The organism is Rhodococcus sp. ACT016 (assembly GCF_050477185.1).
GTDB lineage: Bacteria > Actinomycetota > Actinomycetes > Mycobacteriales > Mycobacteriaceae > Prescottella.
In genome coordinates this window covers 325,478-349,803 of sequence record NZ_JBEAET010000001.1, presented here as the reverse complement: position 1 = coordinate 349,803, position 24,326 = coordinate 325,478, and the positions used below count along the sequence as shown (strand labels likewise).

Below are 24,326 nucleotides of genomic sequence, written 5' to 3'. Positions count from 1 at the left end.
GCACTCGATGGTTACGCCGCGCCCGCGGTGTCCAGGACCCACGCGTACTCGAACGCGACTTCCTTCCACTTCTCGTAGCGACCGCTCACACCGCCGTGGCCGGCGCTCATCTCGGTCTTGAGCAGCAGCGGGGAGTCACCGATCTTCGTCGCTCGAAGCGCCGCAACCCATTTCGCGGGTTCGACGTAGAGCACCCGGGTGTCGTTGATGCTCGTGATCGCGAGGATCGCCGGGTAGTTCTTGGCCTCGACGTTCTCGTACGGGCTGTACGACCGCATGTACTCGTACACGGTCGGATCCTCGAGCGGGTTGCCCCACTCGTCCCACTCGATCACGGTGAGCGGCAGCGACGGATCCAGGATCGAGGTCAGCGGGTCGACGAACGGCACGTTCGCGAGGATGCCGGCGAAGAGTTCGGGCGCGAGGTTCGCTACCGCACCCATCAACAGGCCACCCGCGCTGCCGCCGTCGGCGACCAACTGTTCCGGGGTCGTACGGCCCTCGGCGACCAGATGCCGCGCGCACGCGACGAAGTCGGTGAAGGTGTTCTTCTTGGTGAGCGTCTTGCCGTTCTCGTACCAGTGCCGGCCCATCTCACCGCCGCCGCGCACATGCGCGACCGCGAACACCATGCCGCGGTCGAGCAGCGACAGCCGGGCCACCGAGAACGCCGGATCCATGCTGGCCTCGTACGAGCCGTACCCGTAGAGCAGCGTGGGTGCCGGGTCGCCGCCGATTCCCTTGCGCCGCACCACCGACAGCGGGATGCGGGTGCCGTCGTCGGCCACCGCCCACTCGCGATGCTGCTCGTAGTCGGCGGGGTCGAATCCACCCAGGACGGGTTGCGCCTTGCGCAGCACCAGTTCACCGGTGCCGAGTTGGTAGTCGTAGACCCGCGACGGCGTGATGAACGATCCGTACCCGATGCGCAGCGTGGGCTGCTCCCATTCGGGGTTGGATCCGAGGCCCACCGAGAACAGTTCCTCGTCGAACTCGATCTCGGTCAGTTCGCCGTACCCGTCCGCCGTGAGCGGCCAGATCGCCACCCGCGTCAGCACATCGCGCCGGTAGCTGAGCACCACGTGGTCGGCGAAGGTGTCGATGTCCTCGAGCCGCACGTCGTGGCGGTGCGGGATCAGGATCTCCATCGCGCTCGGATCCGCCACCGGCGCCTGCGCCAGGACGAAGTTCTCGGCCTTCTCGCCGTCGACGACGTCGTTGTGCAGGATGAGGAACCGGTCCTGGCCCGCGATCACGGCGTGCTCGGCCGCGTACTCGACGCCCTCACGGCGCGGCAGGATCACCCGGAAGTCGCCCTCGGGATCCGCCGACTCGAGGATCCAGCCCTCGGTGGTGACCTTGGAGCCGAGCCAGATCATCAGGTACTTCTCGCTGCGCGTGGACCCGACCGACACCCAGTAGCGTTCGTCGGGCTCGTGGAAGACCTGAACGTCCTCGGTCTGGGCGGTCCCGAGCTTGTGCCGCCACACTGTGTCCGGCCGCCACGACTCGTCCACCGTCAGGTAGAAGACGTGCCGGTGGTCGATCGCCCACGTCGCGCCGGGCGCGGTGTTGGGGATCTCGTCGACCAGCAGGTCGCCGGTGCCGAGGTCCTTGAACCGCATCGTGTACCGCTCGTCGCCGATCACGTCCACCGAGTACGCCAGCAGCGTCCCGTCGCGGCTCACCGAGAACGCCCCGAGCGAGAAGAACTCGTGTCCCTCGGCCTCCGCGTTGCCGTCGAGCAGAACCTGCTCGCCCTCGATCGCGACGTCCGCGGACAACTCCGGCGGGGTCCAGTCGTCGGGCCCGGCGATCGGGCACCGGCAGTGGACCCCGTACTGCTTGCCCTCGACCGTGCGGGAGTAGTACCACCAGTCCCCGAGCCGCGTCGGCACCGACATGTCGGTTTCCTGCGTGCGCGTCTTGATCTCCTGGAAGAGCTTCTCGCGCAACGAATCCAGGTGCTCGAGCTGCTGAGCGGTGTACGCGTTCTCCGCCTCGAGGTACTCGATGACCTCGGGATCCTCCTTGTCCCGCAGCCACTCGTAGTGGTCGACGAACGTCTCCCCGTGATGGATGCGCTCGAACGGCACCCGCTTGGCGACAGGCGGAGTCAGCGCTTTCATCTCAGCCCACCCAATCCTCGAACGACAGGCCCGAGATGCGCTCGTACGCCTCGATGTAGCGGGCACGGGTCGCGTCCACGATGTCCTGCGGCAGCGGCGGCGGCGGGGTGTCCGACGCGCGGTCCCAACCGGACGCCGGGCTGGTGAGCCAGTTGCGCACGAACTGCTTGTCGAAGCTCGGCTGCACCTTGCCGGGCTCGTAGCCGTCGGCCGGCCAGTACCGCGACGAGTCCGGCGTCAGCACCTCGTCCGCGAGGACCAGGTTGTTCTCGGAGTCCAGCCCGAACTCGAACTTGGTGTCTGCGAGGATGATTCCGCGTTCCCGGGCGAAGCTCGCGGCACGGAAGTAGATGTCGAGGGTGTCGTCCCGCAGCTTGACTGCGAGGTCCTGACCGACCTTGTCGACGACGGCCTGGAAGTCGATGTTCTCGTCGTGGTCGCCGAGCTCCGCCTTGCTGGCCGGGGTGAAGATCGGATCGGGCAGCTGGCTGGCCTCGACGAGCCCCTCCGGCAGCGCGACGCCGCACACCGCGCCGGTGCGCTGGTAGTCCGCCAGCCCGGATCCGGTGAGGTAGCCGCGGGCCACGCACTCGACCGGCACCATGTTCAGCTTGCGGACGACCAGCGCGCGACCGAGCACCTCCTCGGGGATGCGCTCGTCGAGCGGGTCGCCGGCGAGGTGGTGGTTACCGCCGAGCTTCTCGAAGAAGAACACGCTCATCGCGGTGAGCACCCGACCCTTGTCCGGGATCGGGGTGGACAGCACGTGGTCGTAGGCCGAGATCCGGTCACTCGCGACCAGCAGCAGGTGCTCGTCGTCGATCGTGTAGAGATCGCGGACCTTGCCGCCGGCCAGATGGGTGTAGGAGTCGAGTGAAGGACGCACGTGGCTACCCTATCGGTCCGGCGAATCGGCGCACCCCACAGCACGTGCACGATCGCCGGGAATACGCCCCCACCGAAGATCGTTAGCTTTGTTTCGGACTCGACGATCGATCGGCTGGAGGGTGGATGACGACCGACACGGTCACGAATTCGGTGGGACTGCGGTCCGAACGCGGCCCGATCCTGTTGTCACTGATGCTCAGCACGTCGCTGGTCGCGCTCGACAGCACGATCATCGCGACCGCGGTGCTCACGATCGTCGGCGACCTGGGCGGTTTCACCCAGTTCCCCTGGCTGTTCTCGATCTACCTGCTGGCGCAGGCTGTCTCGGTGCCGATCTACGGCAAGCTCGCCGACACGTTCGGGCGCAAGCCGATCATGATGCTGGGCATCGCGCTGTTCGCGGTCGGATCGCTGCTGTGCGGCATCGCGTGGAGCATGCCGGCGCTGATCGTGTTCCGGGCGGTCCAGGGCCTGGGCGCCGGCGCGGTCCAGCCGATGAGCCTGACGATCGCCGGCGACATCTATACCGTCGCCGAGCGCGCCAAGGTGCAGGGCTACATCGCCAGCGTGTGGGGCGTCTCGGCGGTGCTGGGCCCGACCCTCGGCGGCTTGTTCTCCGAGTACCTGTCGTGGCGGTGGATCTTCCTGGTGAACCTGCCCCTGTGCGCGCTCGCCGCGTGGATGCTGCACCGCAAGTTCGCGGAGCAGGCCACCGTCCGGCGGCAACGGATCGACTACGCCGGCGCGGTCCTGCTCACCGGCGGCGCCGCACTGATGATCCTCGGGCTGCTCGAGGGCGGGCAGGCGTGGGCCTGGGCGTCCCCCGCCGGAATCGGTGTCTTCGTGGTCGGCGCGCTGCTGCTGCTCGGGTTCCTCCTCGTCGAACGGCGGGCCGCCGATCCGATCCTGCCGCTGCACATGTTGACGCGCCGGGTGCTCGTCGCGAGCAGCCTCGCGTCGCTGTCGGTCGGCGCGATCCTGATGGGCCTGACGTCGTACGTCCCGACGTTCGTCCAGGGTGTCCTCGGCACCGGCGCCCTCGTCGCGGGCTTCGCGCTCGCGGTGCTCACGATCGGCTGGCCCATCGCCGCGTCGCAGGCGGGTCGGCTTTATCTGCGGATCGGGTTCCGCTCGACCGCGCTGCTCGGCAGCCTGCTCGTGCTGGCCGGGTCGGCGCTGCTGTTGCTGCTCGCGGAGAGCTCACCGGTGTGGCAGGTGGGCGCGACGTGCTTCGTGATCGGCTCGGGCATGGGCCTGATCGCCACCCCGACGCTCATCGCGGCGCAGTCCAGTGTCGATTGGAGCGAGCGCGGCGTCGTGACATCGACCAACATGTTCGCCCGCTCGATCGGCAGCGCCGTCGGCGTCGCCGTGTTCGGCGCGCTCGTCAACGCGCGCGTCGGCGACGCCGCCGAACCCGATCCGACCGACCTCGCCGGGGCGATCCACCTCGTCTTCGTCGGCATCGTCGGTGTCGCGGTGCTGCTGACCGTGTCGTCGGCCCTGATGCCGCGCGGCCGGGAAGCGGACAAGGCGGACAGCGCGGCGTAGTCCGTCGTCTATCCTCACGTTGTCGTCACGGCGAACGGGAAGTCCGGTGGAAACCGGCGCGGTACTCGCCACTGTGGGCAGGTACGTCGACTACTCGGGGTTCGACCCCAGCCACTGGATGCATCCGCATCCGGGAAGGCGTAGTCGGCGGCTATCCCTGCCGAGCCAGGAGACCGGCCGTGACGCAGACCTGCACGTTTTCCACGAGTCATGGAAGGCGGGTTGCTTTGCGCACCCCTGTTTCATCGCGAGTTCGTTCGCGTGTTTCTCGCCGAGTCATCTCCTCCGCGGCGCTATCCGTCGCTGCCGCACTGACCCTCACCGCGTGTGGCGGGTCGTCGAATTCCGGGGACGGCACCGCGTCGATCTCCCTGCAGAACTGCGGCCGCACCGTCACGCTCGACGGTCCGGCCGAGCGAGCCGTCACCCTCAACCAGGGCGCCACCGAGTCGGCGCTGTCGATCGGTGCACAGGGCCAGATGGTCGGTACGGCCTACCTCGACGACACCGTCGCCCCGCAGTGGCAGGCGGCGTACGCGCAGGTTCCGGCGCTGGACGAGAAGGACTACCCCAGCCGCGAGGCACTGCTCGAGACCAAGCCGGACCTGGTGTTCGCGTCGTACTCGAGCGCGTTCGACGAGAAGGCCGTCGGCTCGCAGGAGTCGTTCGACGAACTCGGCATCGCCACCTACGTCTCGCCCTTCGGCTGCAAGGACAAGTCGAAGCGTCCGCCGGTCGCGTGGGATTCGATCGCCACGGAGATCACCGACTACGGCACCCTGTTCGGCCGGGAATCCGAGGCCGACGGTGTGGTCTCGCAGATGCGCGAGACGCTCGCCGGCATCGAGTCGGCCGCGCTGGCGAAGGGCAAGAGCATCTTCTGGTACGACAGCAACACCGACACCCCGTACGTCGGAGGCAATGCCGGCGGCCCGCAGCTGATCATCGACGCGGTCGGCGGCACCAACGTCTTCGCCGGGCTCGACGGCGCGTGGGCCGACGGCAGCTGGGAGACGGTGCTGAAGGCGAACCCGGACGTGATCGTCCTGGCCGACGCGTCGTGGGACACGGCCGAGGCCAAGAAGGAGTACCTCCGCAACGATCCGGCGCTGAAGGATCTGAAGGCCGTGCGTGACAACGCCTTCGTCGTGGTGCCGTTCTCGGCGAGCACCCCGGGCCCGCGCCTGATCGAGGGCGCGGCACTGGTCAATGATCAGTTGGGCGGCGGCCGGGGATGAGCGTGACGACCCGGGTTCCCACCCGGGTGGCCGCGACGACCGCCACCGGGTGGTCGGTGGCGCTGGCCGCGCTGCTCGTGGTGAGCTGCGCGGCCGGCGTCGCGATCGGTGCGGCCGACCTGTCGATCGGCACCGTGGTCGAATCGATCGCCGGACGGCTCGGCATCGGCCCCGGCACCGATCTGCTGACCACGCACATCGTGGTCGACCTGCGGATGCCGCGGGTGCTCGCAGCGGCGCTCGTCGGGGCCGGCCTGGCGCTGTGCGGTGCCGTGCTGCAGTCCCTGACCGGCAATGCGCTCGCCGATCCGTATCTGCTGGGCATGTCGGGCGGCGCGTCGCTCGGCGCGGTCCTCGCGCTGACCGCCGGGGTCGGGACGGTCGGTCTGTTCGGCATGAGTGCGGTGTCGGCGGCGGCGTTCCTCGCCGCGCTGGCGAGCCTGCTGCTGGTGTTCCTCATCTCGACGTCCCGTTCCGGAACCCTCATGCCCGGACGTCTCGTCCTCGCCGGGATCGCGGTCGGCCAGTTCGCGGCGGCCGTGACGTCGGCGCTGGTTCTGCTGGGTGACCGGGACGCCGCACACCGCGTCCTGCAGTGGACGCTCGGATCGGTCGCGGGGGTGCGGTGGTCCGGTCTCGTCATGATCGCCGCCGTCGTGGCGGTGACCACCGCCGTGATGCTCGCGCACAGCCGGGTACTTGACTCGTTCGCGTTCGGCGAGCGTGCGGCCACGAGCCTGGGCACCCACGTCGAGCGATCCCGCTGGGTGCTGTACGGAGTGGCGTCGTTGTGCACCGCGGCCCTCGTCGCGCAGGCCGGCGTGATCGGATTCGTCGGCCTCGTGGTGCCGCACGCCGCGCGAATGCTCGTCGGCCCGTTGCACGCTCGCCTACTTCCGGTTGTCGCGCTCGTGGGGGCCGTGTTGCTGGTGTGGGCCGACATCGCGGCGCGCACCATCATGCCGGGTCGCGAGCTGCCGATCAGCATCGTCACCGCGGTCGTCGGGGTGCCGGTGTTCGTGCTGCTGCTCCGGCGCCGAGGAGCCCGCGGATGAGCCACCACTCCCCCGAGGTCCGCGTCGAGGACCTCACCTGGTCGGTGGGCGGCGCCACGATCCTCGACGCCGTGTCCTGCCGTGCGCCGTCGAGGCGGTTCACCGGGCTGATCGGCCCGAACGGCTCCGGCAAGACGTCGCTGCTGTCGGCGGTCGCCCGTCTCACGCGCCCCGACAGTGGGCGCGTGGTGATCGACGACCAGCCCGCCGCGGAGATGCGTCGGCGCGAGTTCGCGCGGACCGTGGCACTGGTGGAACAGCATTCGGCCACCGAACTGGAACTGACGGTGGAGCAGATCGTCGAACTCGGGGTGATCCCGCACCGGGGCGGGTGGGCCCGCCCGGCCGCCGTCGGCACCGCCGACGTGGTCACTGAGAGCCTCACCATGGCGGGCATCACCGAGCTACGACACCGATTGTGGCAGAGCCTGTCCGGCGGCGAGAAGCAGAAGACGCAACTCGCACGGGCCTTCGCGCAGCGTCCCTGCGTGTTGTTGCTCGACGAGCCCACCAACCACCTCGACGTCTCCGCGTCGATCGAGCTCCTCGACCTGATCCGCCGACGCGGCCTCACCACCGTGGCCGCGATGCACGACCTGAACCTGGCGGCGATGTACTGCGACCACCTGGTGGTCCTTCACCGCGGCCGCGTCGTCACCGAGGGCGCACCCGAGGCCGTCCTCACCGAGCAACTGCTCGCCGACGTCTACGGGCTCGACGCGATCGTGCAGCCACATCCCCGAACCGGGCGTCCGATGGTGGTGCTGTGCAGCGCCGCTGCCGAGGACGCCGAAAGGTCTTTGTCATGAACACGATCCGATCTGGTCGATGGGTGATCCTCACCGCGCCCACCGACCGCGGTGACGACCCCCGCGACCAACTCGGCGGCGCACTCGACGCGCTGCGGAAGCGCCACCCGGACACCGTCTTCCGCACCGCGGTGCTCGGCGGATCCGGACCGACGATCGCGGTCGTCCTCGACGAGGCGGCCGCCGCCGGCGCAACCGAGGTCGTCGTGGTCAGCGCGCAGACCGTGCTCGACCGCAAGATCGACGCGTGGTTCCGCCGTGTGATCGGACACTGGTTGCGCGAGTACGGAACCGGCGCCCCGGACGTTCGGCTGGCGGCACCGCTGTCCGACACCGCGACCTACACCGATCTGCTGGACGCGGCGCTGACGGGCCCGACCGCGCCCGCCCGCACCACCACTGCACCGCTCACCTCCCCCGCTTGGGACGAGGTGCCGGGCTTCGCCCGCCACGTGCTGGTGTGCCGGGGCCCGCGCTGCTCCGCCCGGGGCGGCCCGGAAACCGCAGCGGCCCTGGACGCCGCGCTCGAGGCGCGCGGACTGGGTGACGACGACGTCCTCGTCACCCAGACCGGATGCATGTTCCCGTGCTCGCAGGCACCGGTCGTCGCGGTGTACCCGGACAACACCTGGTACGCCGAACTGCGCGCCGACCGCGTCGGGCGGTTCGTGGACGAGCACCTCGTCGAGGGCCGGCCGGTCGTCGAGTGGGCCGGGGCGCGGCGTCTGCACGCACATTGACCGTCGGCCCGTTCACGATCACAGCCGTAGTCTGCTATCGCTCGGACGGCCGCACCACCGCCCACGCCTCCACTTCCATCAACATCGCCGGGTCCAGCAGGCCTGCCACGACGACCGTCGTGCCCGTGGGTGCAAGGTCACCGAATCGTCGTGCCCGCGCGGAGCTGTAGGCGCCGAAGTGCGAGGCGTCGGTGAGATAGCAGACCAGTTTGACGACGTCGCTCACGGTCGCGCCGGCGAGGCACAGGGCCGCCTCGAGGTTGGCGAAGCACTGCTCGGCCTGCTCGTGTGGTTCGTCCGAGACCACGTGACCGTCATCGCCGAGTGCAACTTGACCGGACACCACGACGAGTTCTCCCGATCGCACGACCTGCGACATTCCCGGAAAGGTGAGGTGCGGTGGGTTGAATCCGCGGTAGACCGCTCGCTGAGCATCAGCCGGAATTGCCATCAGGGCATTCCTGCCGTCGCACCCGTGCAGACGTCCAAGGTCGATCCCGTGACGTAGCGCGCCCGCTCCGACACCAGATACAGAACCGCGTCCGTGACGTCCTGGGGATCGACCCAGGGAACACGCATCGGACTCAACTGGGCGTAGATCGGTTCGACGTCACCACGACTCGGGGAACCCATTCCGGGACAGAACAATTCGTACATCGAATCGTTGTGCACCATCTGCGTGTCCACTGTCGCGGGGCAGACTGCGTTCACGGTGATTCCGTACGACGCCACCTCGAGCGCGAGCGTTTTGACCAATCCGATCACACCCCATTTCGCGGCGACGTAATGAGCAAGGTTGGGGTTGCCCATACGGCCGCCCATCGACGCAGTCGCAACGATCCGGCCACTTCCCTGCGCCACCATCGTGGGCGTCACGGCCCGCAGGGTTTTGAACACCCCGGTCAGATCGATGCCGATCATGTCGTCCCACATCGAATCTGTTATCTCCCAGAACTTCCCGTGCCCACAAACGCCCGCGTTCGCGATGCAGATATCGAGTGAGCCGAGGCGGTCCACCGCTTCGGCGACGGTGGCGTCGAGCGCATCGCCGTCCCGCACGTCGACGACGAACGGCAGGCACTCACGGCCGAGGTCCTTGACCAAACGGGCGGTCTCCTGGAGGTCGTCGGGGGTGGCGAGAGGGTATCGGATAGAGGACACATCGCCGCAGATGTCCGTCACCACGACGTCCACGCCTGCTTGCGCGAGGGCGAGCGCATGCGAACGTCCTTGCCCGCGTGCGGCTCCCGTAACGAATGCAACCTTGCCAGCCAGATCGAGCATGGCGTTCTCCTTGTCTGCGTTCCGCCCTCCGAGTCACACCGACTTGGAGGTCTTGCGGATCTTGGTGAGGACCACGGCCAGGACGAGTGCTCCGCCCTGGAATGTCGAGATCACCCAGAACGGGATTCCCCAGAGTTGCAGGCCGTTGATTCCGACCGCGATGATCGCGAGTCCGACGAGCAGGCCCGCGACGTTGAAACGCCCCGGCTTGATCATGGTCGAACCGAGGAAGGCCGCTGCATAACAGGGCAAGAGGTATTGACCACCGACATCAGGTTGCCCTGTCCCGATGCGTGCCGTGTAGACCAGGCCTGCGAGCGCAGCACAGAAGGCCGAGACCCAGAACGCGAGGTAGAGAATGCGATCCGTCGGGACTCCCGCCAACCGCGAAGCCTCTCTCCCGGCGCCGGTCGCGTAGATCATCCGACCGAGCGGAGTGTGCTCGAGCACGTAGTAGACGACGACTGCCAGGACTACGACGACCACGATGGGGTTGGGTATTCCGAGCACCTCGCCGCGTCCGAGGTCGGTGAACTCCGTCGGAATGTTCTCCGACACCGCCTTACCGTTGGCGATGAGCTGGGAGATCCCCACGAAGACCGAGCCGGTTCCGAGAGTCACGATGAACGGGTCGATCTGGAGTCGGACGACGAGAAGTCCGTTGGCGAAGCCCGCGAGGGACCCGACCAGCAGCGTGACGACAATGACGGCGACGACCGGCATCCGGCCGGAGGTCGCCTGGAACATGGACGCGGAAGAGATGACCGACAACGTGATCACTCCACCGATCGAGATGTCGAAGACGCCGGCCGCGAGGGGAAACAGCAGGCCCAGGGCAACGATCGCGGCTATCGCCTGGTTGTTCACCACCGCGACGAGGTTGCTGCTCGTCAGGAACACGCCAGGCAAGGCGATCATGAACCCGACGATCATCACGAGTAGCAGCAGCGGGCCCGCCCACTTCGATGCCAGCGAGTTGACGGAAACACGGCCGGCACGTGACGTGCCGATGTCGGGCGCAGTCAGATCAGGATGCGGCGTAGCAGAGTCCAACGATTCTTTCACGGGTGATCTCCTCCTCCTGTAGCTCGGCTCGGACGCATCCGTCCCGGAATACGAGTACGCGGTCACACGCTGCGGCGAGATCGTCGGTGTCCGACGAGCAGAGCAAAACCGCAACACCGTCACGTGCAGCCGATTCGGCTATGACACGAAGGATTTCGGCGGATCCTCCGACGTCGACTCCATGAGTGGGCTCCTCGAGAACGAGCACGCGCGGCTCGATCCGCAGGCCCCTGAGCACGAACACCTTCTGTGCGTTGCCACCACTGAGGAGTTCGATCGGGCGGTTGGGGTCCCGGGGTCGGATGTCGAAGCGATCGATCCCGTCGAGCACCTCTCTCGTCTCGACGCGCCGACTGAGGATCCCGCGCCGCCAGAGCGGGGTAAGCCTCGAGATCGTCATATTCTCGGACACCGACATCGTGAAGATCGCCTTCAGACGTCGCTCTCCGGGCAGAACCGCGACCCCGCGCTCACGCATCGGGCGCGGACCGAACCGCAGCACCACCCGCCCCTCGACCCGGACCTCGCCCGACGACACGGGCACGCTCCCCTGCAACAATCGGACCACCTCGTGCACACCGGATCCGGCGAGGCCGGCCAGCCCGACCACCTCGCCGGCCCGCAACGTGAAGCTGGCGCCCCTGAGTTCCCGGCCCGCGACGACGTCGTCGAACTCGAGACGGGTCTCGCCGATGTTCTTGCTCGCCCCGGTGCGAGTTCGCACCGGCGACAGCTCGGTTCCCGCGATGACTCGCGCGAGTTCCGCTCCGGTCAGATCGGCGACTCTCGACCGCAGCACCACCTGGCCGTCCCGCAGCACGGTGACCCGGTCTGCGATCTCCAGAACTTCCTCGAGCCTGTGGGTCACGTAGACGACGCCGACTCCGCGTTCGACGAGCCGTCGAATCAGGCGGAACAGATTGCCGACCTGTTCCGCGGGCATCGCGGCGGTCGCCTCGTCCAGGACGAGAACCGTCACCGCACTCTGGTCCCCGAGTGCACGGGCGACCGCCACCTCGGTTCGTTCCACCGCGGACAGGTCCGCGAGCGGGGCGTCGAGGTCGATGTGGTCCAGCCCCAGTTCCTCGAGGCTGCGCCGAGCCAGTTCCCGCTCGCGCCCCCACCTGATGCGCCCGAGGCGGCGGGCGTCGTAGTTCCCGACGCCGAGCCTCAGGTTCTCGAGGACCGTCAGCCCCTCGATCATCCCGATGTCCTGGTGGATGAATCTCATTCCAGCGTTTCTGATCCCGGCCACGTCACCGAACTTGATCGCGTTCTCCGCCACGGAGAAGCTCCCCGATCCCGAGTCGGGCGTGTGGTAACCCGACATGACCTTGATGAGGGTCGACTTGCCCGAGCCGTTGTGCCCCAGTAGCGCGTGGATCTCCCCGGCGGCGACCACGAAGTCGACGTCGTCGAGCGCACGTTGACCCGGGTAGGTCTTGGTAATGGCGGACAGTTCGAGTGCGGTCATCACTCACACACCCGCGTCGATCACAGCGACTCTCATGCGACACCCCACAGCTGCTTGAACTGCTCACGGAAACCTGTTGCACCCTCGTAGGTTCCGCTCTGAGGGACGCTCTGTTCGGTCATCAGCAGCTGGGTCGGGTTGGAGATCCCGTCGGGGATGCTCTGGCCGGCTGCGAGGCGCGCCGCCGCATCGACCACGGTCCAGCCGTTCTCGTAGACACCCGACGCGACGTCGGCCTTGATGATGTCGCCCTTGCGCACCAGCGCGAGGGACGGCTCGTCGCCGTCGAACGTGCCGACCGAGATGGAGTCCGCCCTGCCGGCCTGCCGGACGGCGTCCGATGCCATCAGCCCGGAGAATCCGGGGGTCCCCACGATCCAGTTCAGCTTCGGATTCGACTGGATGGTCGCCTGGAGTGCCGGAGGCAGGTCCGTCTGCGCTGTGGCGGCGGAGAACCGCTTGATCGTCGACTTGCACGTGTCGCATTTGTCGAGTGCTGACTGGATTCCCTCCGCCCGCTGCCCGTTGCACCCGTACACGGTGTCGGCGAACACCGCGACGTCCGCCTTGCCTCCACTCTCGGCGACGATGAAGTTGCCGAGCATCTCGCCTTCCTGTCGACAGACGTTGCCGACCTCGACGGTGTTCCCCTTGGCCGGATCCGGCAGCTCCGAGGTGAACTGACCGATCACCGGAATTCCGGCGGCATGTGCATCCGCATATGCCTCGGCAGCGTCCGCGGCGGGTCGCGCGTTGTTGACGATCACGTCGGGCTTGGCATTGACCGCCTGGCTCATACAGTTCTGGAACGAGGCGACGTCGGCCTTCGCATCACAGATCTTCACGGTGTATCCCAGGGCGGCAGCCGCCTCCTGGACACCCGTCACCTGCGCAACGCAACCCGGGATGGACTGGTCGCAGCCGACGAAAAAGATCGTGTGCTTCGCCGGCGGCGTCACCGGCCCGAGTTGCGCCGCGCGCATCACGGTAGGCACCGTGGTCGCGGCCTGCGCGACACTTTCCGCGTCCGCCAACCACGCGCTCCCCGCCGGATCGGTGCCAGCCGCGGTCGCGGAATCGTCTGTGGCGCCGGAGCAGCCGACCACCACGAGACTCGCGGCGATCGCACCGATGAAGCCCAGACCCACCTTCGACAGGCGACGCCGCGCGGATCCACGAATTGCCGATATCGTCATGTCATCCCCTTCCTCTCGGTTTTCGAACAGCGCCCGAAGCGCACCGGGCGGACCGTCGACTGTCTACGGTCTAGGTGGTCACCCGGACGTTGGATGTGATGGCGTCACCGAGCGCCTTGATTCCGCGCTCGATCTCGTGGTCCGGGGCATGGCTGTAAGCGAGACGCAGATATCCCTGCCCTGCTTCCTTGCCGAGGAACTTCTCCCCGGGCCGGCAGAAGACACCGCTCATTGCGGCCGCGTTCTGAGCTCGGTCCCAGTCGACCGAGTCGTCGATCCGCAGCCAGAGGTAGAAGCCACCGTCGGGCACCTCGAAGTCGACGAGACCACCGCAGTGCGCGCGAACTGCGGCCACCGCGATGTCACGCTTGCGGCGGTAGACCGCATTGGCCCTCTCGATGTGCGGATCGAGCTTGCCCTGGGCAAGGTAGTCGGCCATCATCCGACACATCCACTGGCTGACACCGAGATCCTGGCGCACCGACGCCAGCGCGTGGATCATCTTCTCGGAAGCGCACATCCAGCCGAGACGCAACGCGGGCGCCAGAACCTTCGAGAACCCGTGAGACTGGATGACCAGCCCTGACGTGTCCATGCTTCGCAGGGAGGGCACAGGATCCCCGCTGTAACGAAGGTCGGCGTAGATGGAATCCTCGAGGACGATCAGTTCCCACTTCTCCGCGATTTCGAGCAGACGGCGGCGGCGTTCCTCCGGCATCACGACGCACGTCGGAAGCTGGAACGTCGGAATGACATACAGCAGATTGGGTTTCACGCCGTCGCGGTGGAACTCCTCGAGTCGCGCTTCCAGCGATTCGACGACGAGGCCGTGCTGGTCGATGTCCACGGTGCGAATGTCGGCACCACGCATCTGCATGAAGCGCATCGCATACGGGAAGGTCGCGGCTTCCACGAGGACACCGTCACCCGGATTGACGAACGCGTTGACCGCCAGCGCAATCGCTTGAACGGATCCGGAGGTCAGGATGAAGTTGTCGGCTCCCAGGCCGGTGATGCCCTGCGTCCTTCCCAACCAGGAGGCGAGCTCGTCCCGCAGTCCCGTGTGACCGAGCATCAGCTCGATGTACGAGGGGAGGTAGACGATCTGGTCGGTCGACTTGTCGTAGTCGAACGAGATGTACTCCAGTGCGAGGCCGCCGTCCCGGTCGAGGACATCGCTCATCATCTGTTTGAAGTCCTCGATCGGAAATGTCTCCTCGGCCGCGATGCCCTGATCGAAATTGAACGTGACCGCGGCCGGTGGGTCCGGGAAGAACAGCGCCGGACCGTCCTGAGCCAGGTCCGAAAGGAGATGCGTCGGGTCGATGGTCATCGAAGAAACTCCTGCGTCGTGAGAGTGAAGTTGGGGAGATGATTGATCCGGATGCCGATCAGGCAACGTGGAAGGCGTTCCACCCGGCCGCGACGTCGAAGGCGTTGCCGGTGACGTATCGCGCGTCGTCCGAGGCGAGGAAGAGGACCGCCGCGCTCGCGTCGGCCACCTCGAGCCACGGGACCCCCATCGGGTTGAGCCCGGCGAACACGTCGCGCACATCGTCAGTCGTCGGTTCGGAGAGGTCGGGCCGGAACAGCCGGTAGGTCAACTGGTTGTGGCACATGTCCGTCGAGACCGACATCGGGGAGAAAGCGTTGACCGTGATGTTGTGCGGCGCCAGTTCGATCGCCAGCGACTTGACGAATCCGATGACTCCCCACTTGGACGCCGCGTAGTTGGCATTGTTCGGTCCACCTTCCCGCGCGACCGACGAGGACGTGGCGATGATCCGCCCAGCGCCCCGTTCGATCATGTGCGGCACGACAGCGCGAATACTGGTGGCGACGCCGGTGAGATTGACGTCGACGACGTCGCGCCAGACGTCATACGGCATGTCCCGGAGCGGTCCGAACGAGGCCAGCCCGGCGTTGGCGACGAAGACGTCGACCTTTCCGAACCGCTCGAGGGCAGCTCCGACCAGCTTGTTCATGTCGGCACTCGAACGCGTGTCGGCCTGCATCGTGATGCACGGGGCTCCCACCGACTCGACCATGCGCGCGGTCTCGGCCAGCTGCTCCGGGGTCGACATCGGAGACGCACACGGGATCTGGCGTCCGAGGTCGCACAGCACGAGTGACGCGCCCTGCTGCGCGAACGAGAGTGCATGCGATCGCCCCTGGCCTTTGCCGGCTCCGGTCACGACCACGACCCGTCCTTCGAAGCTCCTCATCACCACTCCTCACGCCGTATTCGTCGCGGCCAGACCGGCCGAGACATCCAGAACCGAACCCGTCAGGTCGAGACCCTCGGCTCCGATCGCGAACATTGCTGCATCACAAACGGACTCGACTCCGACGTATGCGACCCCACTCGGGTGGGCCGCCTCGAGCGCTCGCCGTGCGGAGGTTTCACTCACGTCGTCCACGGGATCGGCACCGGTCCGACCCGCCTGGACCAACGCCCAGTAGTCGATGCTGCGCGACATCGCGGTATCGACCGGACCGGGGGTGATGACGTTGACCGCGAGTCCGTACTGTGCCGACTCGAGGGCCAGGGACTTCGCAAGTCCGATCAATCCCCACGACGCGGCCGCGTAGTGGGACAGACCTACGGCGCCCCGCCGGCCTTCCTCGGAAGCCACGATCACCACTCGGCCCGCACCGGACGACTCCAGATGCGCGAGGGCGGAGCGAACGCAGTGATAGGTGCCGTGCAGATTGACATCGACCACCGAGTCCCACTGCTCGTCGGTCATTCGGGACGCCGGCACCGCACTTCGGACCCCCGCGGCACACACGAGGATGTCGATCGCACCCAGTTCGGACACGGTCTCGGCAACCGCCGCATCGACCGCCGCCGGATCACGGACATCGACTGCGATTGCATGTGCGCGGCGACCCTGGCCGCGGATCTCGCCTTCGATCTCGCGGAGATCGCCGCGGTCCGACAGTGGGTAACCGAGTGGTGGATCGGTCCACTCGGGCGCATCCCAGATTGCGATATCCGCGCCCGCCGCAGCCAGGCGCTTCGCGATTGCCGCGCCGATGCCGCGGGCGCCGCCCGTCACCACCGCGATGGAGCCTTCTAGATCTCTCAATTGAACCGCCCTCACATCCAGCTACTCAACAGATTGAAGAACCATTCAGGTGAGGCGACTATCCACCTCGACGTAGCTCTTGTCAACGATCAGATCGATTCGAGTGGATCGTGCGCAGATCCTCGAAATACTGTGCTAAACATCGAACTTCGAGGACTATCCCATCCTGGAGACAGGCGAACGGAGGCCCTATCGGCACTGAATACTCGCTCATGTCCACCCGACCCGGCTCGGCGCCCAGTCTGCGACTGCCGAGTAATATCGGGCTCCGGCAACCGACGACGCCCCGATACGGGGCGCAGAATCAGGGCGGGGAATGGAAAACAAGCGCAGCTCCCGTGCGGCCGAATCCACAGGATCGACGCCGACGAGAACTCTCATCGTGACGGCTGCTCGCGACGTCTTCATCGAGCGCGGCTTCTTCGACACGCGGATCACCGACATCACGGACGCCGCGGGGGTCGCGTCGGGAAGCTTCTACACGTACTTCGATTCGAAGGAACTCGTCTTCGAGGCAATGCTCGACGAACTGGACGCCGCGATCATGCCCGCGCCGTGGTCCCCGCACGACGGCGTCCACGAATGGGTGCGCGCGAATGCGCGTCACTACCTCGAACAGTTCGGAAGCCACGCGGCCTTCTGGCGGCGCGTCGAGCAGGCGGCTCTCGGCAATCGCGGCATCAGCCGGATGCTCGCTGCACGCCGAGAGGTCTACACCGCGCAGGTGCGGGACACCGTCAGCACCTGGGTCGACGCCGGCCTGGTCGCTCCCCACGTCTCGGCCGACGTCGCCGCGCTCGCACTCGTTGCGACGACCGAGCAGTGTGCTTTCCAATGGTTCGTACTCGAGGAGGGCACGCCCGCGATCGACTCCGCGGTGGACCAGCTCACCGACCTGTGGTGCCGCGTGCTCCGCACCTCTCGCACCGAAGGCCAGGCACAGTGAGCGACAAGACGACGATGACCCGCCAAGGCATGCGAACCCGCCGTGCACTCCTCCGCGCAGCCCGCCGCGTCTTCTCTGATCGCGGCTTCCACCAGACCCGCGTCGCGGATGTCACCACCGAAGCCGGCGTCTCCGTGGGCACGTTCTACCGCTATTTCACGGACAAGAACGAACTGTTCAAGGATCTGATCGTCGAGGTCGAGGACGAGGTCTACGGCGAGTTGTCCTCCCCGGTCGGCGGAGCTGACCAGCCGCGGGCCCGCATCGCGGAGACCAACCTCCTGTATCTCGAAGCGTTTCAACGCAACGCCGACTTCTGGAAGGTGCTCGGTGAGGCCGCCCTGTCCAGCCCGGAGGCCCGTCGCGCACTGACCGACAGACGCCGGTACTACCACGGCCGGACCCGACGAGCCTTCGCCCGCTGGCAGGACGAGGGGCTCATTGCCCAGGATCTCGACATCGACGCCACGGCGTCCATGCTCGGCGCGATGACCGAGCGATGCGCCTATATCTGGTTCGTGTTCGGCGACGCACCGGACCTGAGCGAGGCCGCGGAAGACCTGACCACTCTGTGGCTGAACGCGATCGGAATCAGCGACTCCGCGGCGTCTGCGAACATGGACTCATGACAACCTCCTCCGCCCGCCTCACCATCACGTACTGCACCCAGTGCAACTGGCTGCTGCGGGCGGGGTGGATGGCGCAGGAGTTGCTCAGCACCTTCGGCACCGACCTCGGCGAGGTGGCTCTGATCCCCGGCACCGGCGGCGTCTTCCAGGTCACCGCCGGTGACGAGCTCGTCTGGGATCGCAAGCGCGACGGCGGTTTTCCCGACATCGTGACACTCAAGAAGCTGGTGCGCGACGCTGTCGTCCCGGGCCGCGACCTCGGCCACGCCGACCGCCGGGGATAGCCCGACCGGAGTCATGCGGCGACGGCGCGGAACGCGGTGGGACTCATGCCGTAGCGGGCGGTGAAGGCGCGACTGAACGCCGCCAGGTCGGCGATCCCGAAACGCGAGATGATCTCCGAGATCGTGGCCGTCGGACGCGCGATCAACGCCTGCCGGCACCGGTCCAGCCGGCGACCACGGATCCACTGTGCGACGGTGTGACCTTCGCCCGCGAACAGGCGGTGCAGGGTGCGCGTCGAGATGTAGAACTCGGAGGCGATGGTCTGGGGGCCCAGCTGCGGATCCGACAGGTTGTCCTCGATGAACTCGAGGATCCGCAGCAGTTGGTCCGGTTGCGGCTGCTCCGCATTACCGGCGCATTGCTCGAGACCGACCGTGACGGTGAGCGCCGCGAGTTCGTCGGCGAATCGCATCGCGTTCTGCGCGGAGACGTCGACGTCCTGCTCGACGACCCCGGACAGCATTCTCGACAAGAGACCGGTCAGTCCCGAGTCGCCGCGCATCGTCCGCGCGGTGAGCCGCGCGGATTCGCCGTCCGCCAACTCGATACGGTCGCGGTTCCAGGTGAACACCGTGACGTTCCAGTTCCCCGGGAAATCCCAACGGAACGGACGCGCGGTCTCGTACACCGCGAAGTCGCCCTTCGTGAGCCGACAGGTCCGACCGTCCTGGGTCAACTGTCCAGTGCCCTCCGTGATCAGGCCGACATGGAACAGTTGGGTCGACTCGGCTGAAGCCATGCGGCCCGTCCGCAGCACCGACTGTCCACTGGCTGTCAACTCGGCGGCGGAGAGTTGGCCGAGGTTCTTCAGTTCGACCTGGCCGCGGCATGAGTCGCGCTCGGCGGGCAGGATGTCGACGGACACGAACCATTCGCGCAGTAGATCGGTCCAAGCGATCGCAGATTCCGCCGACGCACTGCGCGTGTCGGTCGGCGGACGGAGGTTGAGTTCGTTCTCCTCCATCGCTACTGCTTCACACTTCTCGGTGGCTGTCGGTGTCCACAGATCGAGAGTCGCTCCACCACAACGAGACAACCGGTCTGTTCTGCGCCGTTCAGGTGCTTCTGACACTCAAACACAACCACGTGGCACTCACAAGCAAATCCCGCAGCCGTTCCTGCCCCATGATTGTTGTTGCAAGCACAACGGACCGTCACGGGAAGTAGTTCGATGCTCGAGACTCACACGTCGCACAGCCGTATCGGGTTTGACTGCCGCTACGACGCGCCTGGGGGGAGGCTGCTGCCGCCGATCAACCCGATCCACCCCGACCTGGACGCCTCCCGCCTCGTCGAGGCCTACGCGTTCGACACCGGAACGATCGTCTCGGCGCGGCCGACACTCCCGACGTCACCCCGTCGACAGGTCGACGAATCGTTTCCGGAAGTGATTGCCGTGGTGGAACTCGAGGGCGGCACCTGGATCTGCGCGTGGATCACCGGTTGCACCTTCGACGCGTGCGCCCCGGCCACGCGGGTGGCGGCCGAACCGTCCCAGAACCGGGACGGCCTGCCGGTCTTCCGCCTCCGCTGAGCCACCGATCCGATTCAGACCACGCCGGGGATCAGCGCCTTCCGGTCGGTCGGATACTCGTCGAACTTCTCCCGGTACCACGTGTGCGTCGCCAGCGCCCGCGGGATGAGGTTGCCGGCGGTGATGAGGAAGATGACGACACCGGCGAGCGACCAGGTCAGCAGCGCGAACCCGGCCCAGGCGATCAGCTCACCGAGATATGCAGGGCTGGAGACGAATCGGAAACCGCCGCCCATCGGGATGCGGTACTCGGTGGCGCCGGGGTTGTTCTTGTCGCGGAGGTTGCGGACGATCGACTCGGAGCTGACGAGCAGCGCGAAGCCGCAAAGGTAGATCACCAGGCCGACGAGGAACCGCGGGTCGGTGAGCCACTCGGTGTCGTACTGGTGCATGTAGTCGTGGCTGAAGAAGGCGCCGTTGAGGTAGCCGTGCATGCACGTCACCAGCATGCCCATACCGATGACGGAGACGTTGAACGTGCTGCGCTTGCCCGGGACCTGCCGGATCGACAGCGGGAAGAACCAGCCCCGGTTTGCGTAGTGCAGCAGCCAGACCGCGGCCAGCACCATCGACGTGGGCTCGAACCGGTTCGGGCCGGTGAGATAGAAGATCGCGAACACGACGGTCGCGGGGATCTCCATGAGCCACCAGCCGAGCTTCGGGTTCAGGTTGAAACCGAGGTTGGTGGACGAGAAGCGCCCGTACGAACTCTGCGCAAAGAACCCGCCGATGATCACGAACGCCGCGAAGGCGAACGCGCAGGTCAGGACGGTGTCGTAGACGGTGTTACCGGTATACCAATGCATCGAAATCCTTCGGTGAGCGTGGTCGGCACAGCACGCCCATCTCGGCCACACCTGCCACGAACCAGCAGCAAACTGGAACATGTTCTACCACGGTGCGACGGCCGAGGTCGACAGCTTTCTGGACATCAGTCCATCAATGCAGAGCTTGACCGAAACAGATGCCCGCTCGACTACGCAGCCGACGTGGCGCCGAGTTCGATCGCGAGAACGCCGGCGATGATGAGCGCGATGCCGAGACCCATCCGCAAGGTGAGGGGGTCACGGAAGATCACCCGGCCCAGGATCGCCGTCAGCGCGACACCGCACGCGACCCAGATCCCGTAGACGACACCGACGGGCACGCCGCGGCCCAGGACGACCGCGATGAGCCCGAACGCGGCGACGTAGCAGACCGCGGTCGGCAGCAGCCACCACCGTTGCCGACCGCCGTCGGAAGCCTTGAGGCACAAGGTTCCCGCCACCTCGACAGCGATGGCGGCGATGAGCAGAAGCCAGGTCACTGCACCGACTCCCGAACCGTCGCAGCGGCATCGACGTCGGCCTGCGACTTCTCCGCCGCCTGGGCGCCCAACTCGACGACCAGGACGCCCGCGATGACGAGGGCGATTCCGATGCCCATCAGGACGGTCAGCGGATCACCGAAGATCAGCGCGGCCGCGACCGCGGTGATCGTGATCCCACACGCACCCCAGATTCCGTACGCAACACCGACGGGCATGCGCCGCAGCACTGCGGACAGGAACCCGAACGACGCGACGTAACCCGTCACCACCAGCACGTACCACGCCGGGTGGTCGGTGGCCGCACGTAGCGACAACGTCGCAACGACCTCGCTCACGATCGCACCCACCAGCAGCCACCACCTCATGGCGACAAAGTACATCGAGTTCCGCCATCCGCGGAACGCATCCCGCATACGAATCCGAAGGCAGCAACGCATTGCGTAGGCAATCGCGCACCTTCTGTTGACTTTGCGTATCCAAGCCCGCATGCTGTTACGCAACGGGCTGTGAGCTGCATTACATGCCCGGCTGAACAACAGCGAAAGGACTTGTGACCAGTGGTGGTTCAGATGGAAGACGTTCGGATCAAGTACGAGCTGCCGTCGACCGACGAGATCCTCGCCCGACTCGACGCGGGAGAGACCCTCCCGGCGCCCTTCTACTTCGCACCCGAGATTCATCGACTCGAACAGGAGAAGATCTTCGCGAAGTCGTGGCAGTACGCCTGCCACGAATCCGCGGTGGCGAAGCCCGGCGACTACGCCGTCACTCGCGCAGGCTCGGTCCCGATCATCGTCACGCACGGCAAGGACGGGCAGCTGCGCGGATTCGTCAACGTGTGCAGGCACCGACTGCACGCGATCGCGGAGGAGAACGGCAACAAGCCTCTCCTGCAGTGCCCGTACCACGGTTGGACCTACGGCCTCGACGGGCAGCTCAAGACCGCACCGCGCTCGCAGCGTGAGCCCAACTTCGACTGCTCGACCATCTCGCTCGAGCCCGTCGCGGTCGAGCGCTGGGACCAGTGGGTGTTTGTGAACCCCGACCCCGCCGCCGCCCCGCTGTCGTCGGTGACCGCGGGCATCCAGGAGCGAGCCGCGGAGATCAACACGGATCTGCGCGAGTACGAGTTCCAGGTGCGCTACGAGTACGACATGGAGTGCAACTGGAAGCTCTGGGCGGAGAACGCCGTCGAGTGCTACCACTGCCCGACGCTGCACAACACCAGCTTCGGCAAGACCTACCACACCAATCCCGACGACTACGCGATCGATTCGGACGCGAACACGATCTGGCACCAGGGGCCCATCAAGTGGCTGCCGTCCAGCGTCGACCCCACGGGGCTGAAGGGCTTCCGGTTCGCGTTCACCTTCCCCTCGTCGTTCTTCGCGCTCGACGACTACGTCGGATTCGTCGGCAGCGTCCAGCCGGTCTCTCCCGAGAAGTGCTGGGCCTTCGTGGACATGTACGCCAAGCCTGGCGCCGACCCCCTGGTGGTCAAGGAGTGGCTGGACATGTGGGACCGCACGTTGATCGAGGACAAGCGCGCCACCGACATCCAGCAGATCGGCTACAACTCCGGCCGCGTGCCCGCCGGTCGCCTCCTGCTCGACAGCGAGAGCCCGCTGCAGAGCTTCATGCGCACCGCGGTGACCGCGCTGTCGTCCTGACCCGACATTCGAAGGACTCGAGATGGCCACAATCAAGGTTGATCTGAACAAGTGCCAGGGGTACGCGAACTGCGTGGTGACCTCCCCCGACGCGTTCGACCTCGGGGACGACGGCAAGGTCGCGCTTCTGATCCAGGAAGTCTCGGCCGAGGCGCTCGCCGAGGTCGAGGAGGGCGTGCGGTCCTGTCCGGCCGCAGCGCTCCGCTTGGAGATGTGAGTCGAATGACGAGCATCGTGATCGCCGGCGCATCCCTCGCCGGTGTACGCACAGCAGAAGGATTGCGCAACAAGGGATTCGACGGCGCAATCACCATTGTCGGCGACGAGGCCGACCTCCCCTACGACCGTCCCCCGCTGTCCAAGTCGGCACTGACGGCGGGCGAGTCCGCCGAGAGCCTGGCGTTCCACCCCGCCTCCTGGTATTCCGACAACGGGATCGAACTCCGCCTCGGCGAGCGGGCATTGCACCTCGACCCGCAGCGCGGATCCCTCCGGACGACGCTGGGCGACATCGAGTTCGACGACCTCGTGATCGCGACCGGCGCCCGTCCCCGGAACCCGTTCCCGCAGGCTCCCGACGGGGTCTTCACCCTGCGCACCCTCGCCGACGCCCACCTCCTGCGGGACCGACTGCAGTCGTGCCGCCACCTGGTCGTGATCGGTGGCGGGTTCATCGGACTCGAGGTCGCGGCATCGGCGCGCACGTCGGGCGTCGACGTCACCGTCGTCGAGGTCGCCGAGATCCCCCTCTCCCGGAACCTCGGCGCCTCGGTCGCGCCGATCCTCGGCGATCTCGCCCGAGACCGCGGGGTCCGCCTCATCTGCGGACGGTCGGTGGCGGCCCTCGAAGGAACCGACCGGATCGACCGTGTCGTCCTCGACGACGGACACGGCATCGACTGCGATCTCGTCGTCGTCGGCGTCGGCGCGGTGCCGAACGTCGAATGGTTGGACGGGTCCGGCCTGGACACCTCCGCGGCCGGCGTGCACTGCGATGCGACCGGACGCGCGGGCCACCGGGTGTGGGCCGTCGGCGACGCCGCCTGCTGGGCGGACGCGGCCGGAGTTCTGCACCGCCACGAACACTGGACATCGGCGACGGAGCAGGCCAGGATCGTGGCTCACAACCTCATCGCGGACGAGAAGCGGACCCTCGATTCCGCCGGCTACGTGTGGTCGGACCAGTTCGGGCGTCGAATCGACATCGTCGGTGACACCACGGGTGACGCCGACGTGCGATTCCTCTCCCGAGCGACCGACGACCTCGCCGCCCTCTACTCGCGCGACAACCGACTCGTCGGCGCCTGCATCGTCAGCCAGCCCCGCCTGATGATCAAGTGCCGCAAATGGATTGCAGATCGAACCGAACTAGGGAGCATTCCCGAATGGCAGGACGCCACCGCCTGAGGACCCGGCGCGGCGTCCGCCCCCT

26 protein-coding genes and 1 riboswitch are annotated in these 24,326 nt (G+C 66.9%); of the genes, 12 read left to right on the top strand and 14 right to left on the bottom strand.

Annotation, left to right across the window (positions count from 1 at the left end):
- Positions 1 to 11: 11 nt before the first annotated feature.
- Positions 12 to 2,129 carry a S9 family peptidase gene (locus tag ACQ5DX_RS01655; RefSeq protein WP_430330961.1) on the bottom strand — a complete coding sequence of 706 codons (2,118 nt, stop codon included), beginning with the start codon at positions 2,127 to 2,129 and terminating at the stop codon, positions 12 to 14.
- Position 2,130: 1 nt separating this feature from the next.
- Positions 2,131 to 3,015 (bottom strand): phosphoribosylaminoimidazolesuccinocarboxamide synthase, encoded by an 885-nt coding sequence (locus tag ACQ5DX_RS01650; RefSeq protein ID WP_430330960.1) that lies wholly within the window; start codon positions 3,013 to 3,015, stop codon positions 2,131 to 2,133.
- A 125-nt stretch (positions 3,016 to 3,140) separates the two neighbouring features.
- Between ACQ5DX_RS01650 and ACQ5DX_RS01645 the strand changes: the two genes are divergently transcribed.
- The 5 genes from ACQ5DX_RS01645 (at position 3,141) to ACQ5DX_RS01625 (ending at position 8,410) form a co-directional block, all read left to right on the top strand.
- Positions 3,141 to 4,568 carry an MDR family MFS transporter gene (locus ACQ5DX_RS01645; protein WP_430330959.1) on the top strand — a complete coding sequence of 476 codons (1,428 nt, stop codon included), beginning with the start codon at positions 3,141 to 3,143 and terminating at the stop codon, positions 4,566 to 4,568.
- A gap of 11 nt (positions 4,569 to 4,579) precedes the next feature.
- Positions 4,580 to 4,764, top strand: a riboswitch (cobalamin riboswitch).
- A gap of 82 nt (positions 4,765 to 4,846) precedes the next feature.
- Complete coding sequence (locus ACQ5DX_RS01640; RefSeq protein ID WP_430335515.1) at positions 4,847 to 5,806, top strand: ABC transporter substrate-binding protein; 960 nt, start codon at positions 4,847 to 4,849, stop codon at positions 5,804 to 5,806.
- Positions 5,803 to 6,861 (top strand): FecCD family ABC transporter permease, encoded by a 1,059-nt coding sequence (locus tag ACQ5DX_RS01635; RefSeq protein ID WP_430330958.1) that lies wholly within the window; start codon positions 5,803 to 5,805, stop codon positions 6,859 to 6,861. Before ACQ5DX_RS01640 ends, ACQ5DX_RS01635 begins: the two co-directional genes overlap by 4 nt.
- Positions 6,858 to 7,670 (top strand): ABC transporter ATP-binding protein, encoded by an 813-nt coding sequence (locus tag ACQ5DX_RS01630; protein ID WP_430330957.1) that lies wholly within the window; start codon positions 6,858 to 6,860, stop codon positions 7,668 to 7,670. The genes ACQ5DX_RS01635 and ACQ5DX_RS01630 overlap by 4 nt, the downstream gene beginning before the upstream one ends.
- The gene (locus tag ACQ5DX_RS01625) at positions 7,667 to 8,410 is read left to right on the top strand and encodes a (2Fe-2S) ferredoxin domain-containing protein (RefSeq protein WP_430330956.1); all 744 of its coding nucleotides are present in this window, start codon (positions 7,667 to 7,669) and stop codon (positions 8,408 to 8,410) included. The genes ACQ5DX_RS01630 and ACQ5DX_RS01625 overlap by 4 nt, the downstream gene beginning before the upstream one ends.
- A 34-nt stretch (positions 8,411 to 8,444) precedes the next feature.
- Here ACQ5DX_RS01625 and ACQ5DX_RS01620 read toward each other — a convergent pair whose 3' ends face one another.
- The 8 genes from ACQ5DX_RS01620 to ACQ5DX_RS01585 form a co-directional block, all read right to left on the bottom strand.
- Positions 8,445 to 8,861: a RidA family protein gene (locus ACQ5DX_RS01620; protein WP_430330955.1), complete on the bottom strand. Its 417-nt coding sequence runs from the start codon at positions 8,859 to 8,861 to the stop codon at positions 8,445 to 8,447.
- Positions 8,861 to 9,694 carry a mycofactocin-coupled SDR family oxidoreductase gene (locus ACQ5DX_RS01615; protein WP_430330954.1) on the bottom strand — a complete coding sequence of 278 codons (834 nt, stop codon included), beginning with the start codon at positions 9,692 to 9,694 and terminating at the stop codon, positions 8,861 to 8,863. Before ACQ5DX_RS01615 ends, ACQ5DX_RS01620 begins: the two co-directional genes overlap by 1 nt.
- Positions 9,695 to 9,727: 33 nt before the next feature.
- Complete coding sequence (locus tag ACQ5DX_RS01610) at positions 9,728 to 10,759, bottom strand: ABC transporter permease (protein WP_430330953.1); 1,032 nt, start codon at positions 10,757 to 10,759, stop codon at positions 9,728 to 9,730.
- The gene (locus ACQ5DX_RS01605) at positions 10,722 to 12,233 is read right to left on the bottom strand and encodes a sugar ABC transporter ATP-binding protein (RefSeq protein ID WP_430330952.1); all 1,512 of its coding nucleotides are present in this window, start codon (positions 12,231 to 12,233) and stop codon (positions 10,722 to 10,724) included. Before ACQ5DX_RS01605 ends, ACQ5DX_RS01610 begins: the two co-directional genes overlap by 38 nt.
- A gap of 32 nt (positions 12,234 to 12,265) precedes the next feature.
- On the bottom strand, positions 12,266 to 13,429 hold the full coding sequence (locus ACQ5DX_RS01600; protein WP_430330951.1) for a sugar ABC transporter substrate-binding protein: 1,164 nt from the start codon (positions 13,427 to 13,429) through the stop codon (positions 12,266 to 12,268).
- A gap of 70 nt (positions 13,430 to 13,499) precedes the next feature.
- Positions 13,500 to 14,762 carry a PLP-dependent aminotransferase family protein gene (locus ACQ5DX_RS01595; protein ID WP_430330950.1) on the bottom strand — a complete coding sequence of 421 codons (1,263 nt, stop codon included), beginning with the start codon at positions 14,760 to 14,762 and terminating at the stop codon, positions 13,500 to 13,502.
- Between the two features lie 58 nt (positions 14,763 to 14,820).
- The gene (locus ACQ5DX_RS01590; RefSeq protein WP_430330949.1) at positions 14,821 to 15,654 is read right to left on the bottom strand and encodes a mycofactocin-coupled SDR family oxidoreductase; all 834 of its coding nucleotides are present in this window, start codon (positions 15,652 to 15,654) and stop codon (positions 14,821 to 14,823) included.
- Positions 15,655 to 15,663: 9 nt separating this feature from the next.
- A complete protein-coding gene (locus ACQ5DX_RS01585) occupies positions 15,664 to 16,521 on the bottom strand; it encodes an SDR family NAD(P)-dependent oxidoreductase (protein ID WP_430330948.1) in 858 nt (285 codons plus the stop codon).
- Between the two features lie 382 nt (positions 16,522 to 16,903).
- Between ACQ5DX_RS01585 and ACQ5DX_RS01580 the strand changes: the two genes are divergently transcribed.
- Genes ACQ5DX_RS01580 through ACQ5DX_RS01570 form a run of 3 tightly spaced genes read left to right on the top strand, consistent with a single transcriptional unit; the run spans position 16,904 to position 18,380 of the window.
- Positions 16,904 to 17,467, top strand: a complete 564-nt coding sequence (locus tag ACQ5DX_RS01580) for a TetR/AcrR family transcriptional regulator (protein ID WP_430330947.1) — start codon at positions 16,904 to 16,906, stop codon at positions 17,465 to 17,467.
- Positions 17,464 to 18,096: a TetR/AcrR family transcriptional regulator gene (locus tag ACQ5DX_RS01575; protein WP_430330946.1), complete on the top strand. Its 633-nt coding sequence runs from the start codon at positions 17,464 to 17,466 to the stop codon at positions 18,094 to 18,096. Before ACQ5DX_RS01580 ends, ACQ5DX_RS01575 begins: the two co-directional genes overlap by 4 nt.
- Positions 18,093 to 18,380, top strand: coding sequence for a SelT/SelW/SelH family protein (locus ACQ5DX_RS01570; protein WP_430330945.1), 288 nt, complete (start codon positions 18,093 to 18,095; stop codon positions 18,378 to 18,380). The genes ACQ5DX_RS01575 and ACQ5DX_RS01570 overlap by 4 nt, the downstream gene beginning before the upstream one ends.
- A gap of 11 nt (positions 18,381 to 18,391) precedes the next feature.
- Here the strand turns inward: ACQ5DX_RS01570 and ACQ5DX_RS01565 are convergent, their stop codons facing one another.
- Entirely contained in the window at positions 18,392 to 19,345 is a 954-nt protein-coding gene (locus ACQ5DX_RS01565; protein WP_430330944.1) for a helix-turn-helix domain-containing protein, read from the bottom strand.
- Positions 19,346 to 19,552: 207 nt separating this feature from the next.
- Here ACQ5DX_RS01565 and ACQ5DX_RS01560 point away from each other — a divergent pair, with 207 nt between their 5' ends.
- Positions 19,553 to 19,915, top strand: coding sequence for a hypothetical protein (locus ACQ5DX_RS01560; protein ID WP_430330943.1), 363 nt, complete (start codon positions 19,553 to 19,555; stop codon positions 19,913 to 19,915).
- Positions 19,916 to 19,929: 14 nt separating this feature from the next.
- Here the strand turns inward: ACQ5DX_RS01560 and ACQ5DX_RS01555 are convergent, their stop codons facing one another.
- The 3 genes from ACQ5DX_RS01555 to ACQ5DX_RS01545 form a co-directional block, all read right to left on the bottom strand.
- On the bottom strand, positions 19,930 to 20,721 hold the full coding sequence (locus tag ACQ5DX_RS01555) for a 3-oxo-5-alpha-steroid 4-dehydrogenase (RefSeq protein WP_430330942.1): 792 nt from the start codon (positions 20,719 to 20,721) through the stop codon (positions 19,930 to 19,932).
- A gap of 170 nt (positions 20,722 to 20,891) precedes the next feature.
- The gene (locus ACQ5DX_RS01550) at positions 20,892 to 21,221 is read right to left on the bottom strand and encodes a DMT family transporter (protein ID WP_430330941.1); all 330 of its coding nucleotides are present in this window, start codon (positions 21,219 to 21,221) and stop codon (positions 20,892 to 20,894) included.
- A complete protein-coding gene (locus ACQ5DX_RS01545) occupies positions 21,218 to 21,589 on the bottom strand; it encodes a DMT family transporter (protein WP_430330940.1) in 372 nt (123 codons plus the stop codon). The genes ACQ5DX_RS01550 and ACQ5DX_RS01545 overlap by 4 nt, the downstream gene beginning before the upstream one ends.
- Positions 21,590 to 21,793: 204 nt before the next feature.
- On the opposite strand from ACQ5DX_RS01545, the gene ACQ5DX_RS01540 reads away from it, so the two are divergent.
- Genes ACQ5DX_RS01540 through ACQ5DX_RS01530 form a run of 3 tightly spaced genes read left to right on the top strand, consistent with a single transcriptional unit; the run spans position 21,794 to position 24,301 of the window.
- The gene (locus tag ACQ5DX_RS01540; RefSeq protein WP_430330939.1) at positions 21,794 to 22,894 is read left to right on the top strand and encodes an aromatic ring-hydroxylating oxygenase subunit alpha; all 1,101 of its coding nucleotides are present in this window, start codon (positions 21,794 to 21,796) and stop codon (positions 22,892 to 22,894) included.
- Between the two features lie 22 nt (positions 22,895 to 22,916).
- Complete coding sequence (locus tag ACQ5DX_RS01535) at positions 22,917 to 23,111, top strand: ferredoxin (protein WP_430330938.1); 195 nt, start codon at positions 22,917 to 22,919, stop codon at positions 23,109 to 23,111.
- Between the two features lie 5 nt (positions 23,112 to 23,116).
- On the top strand, positions 23,117 to 24,301 hold the full coding sequence (locus ACQ5DX_RS01530; RefSeq protein WP_430330937.1) for an NAD(P)/FAD-dependent oxidoreductase: 1,185 nt from the start codon (positions 23,117 to 23,119) through the stop codon (positions 24,299 to 24,301).
- Positions 24,302 to 24,326 lie beyond the last annotated feature (25 nt).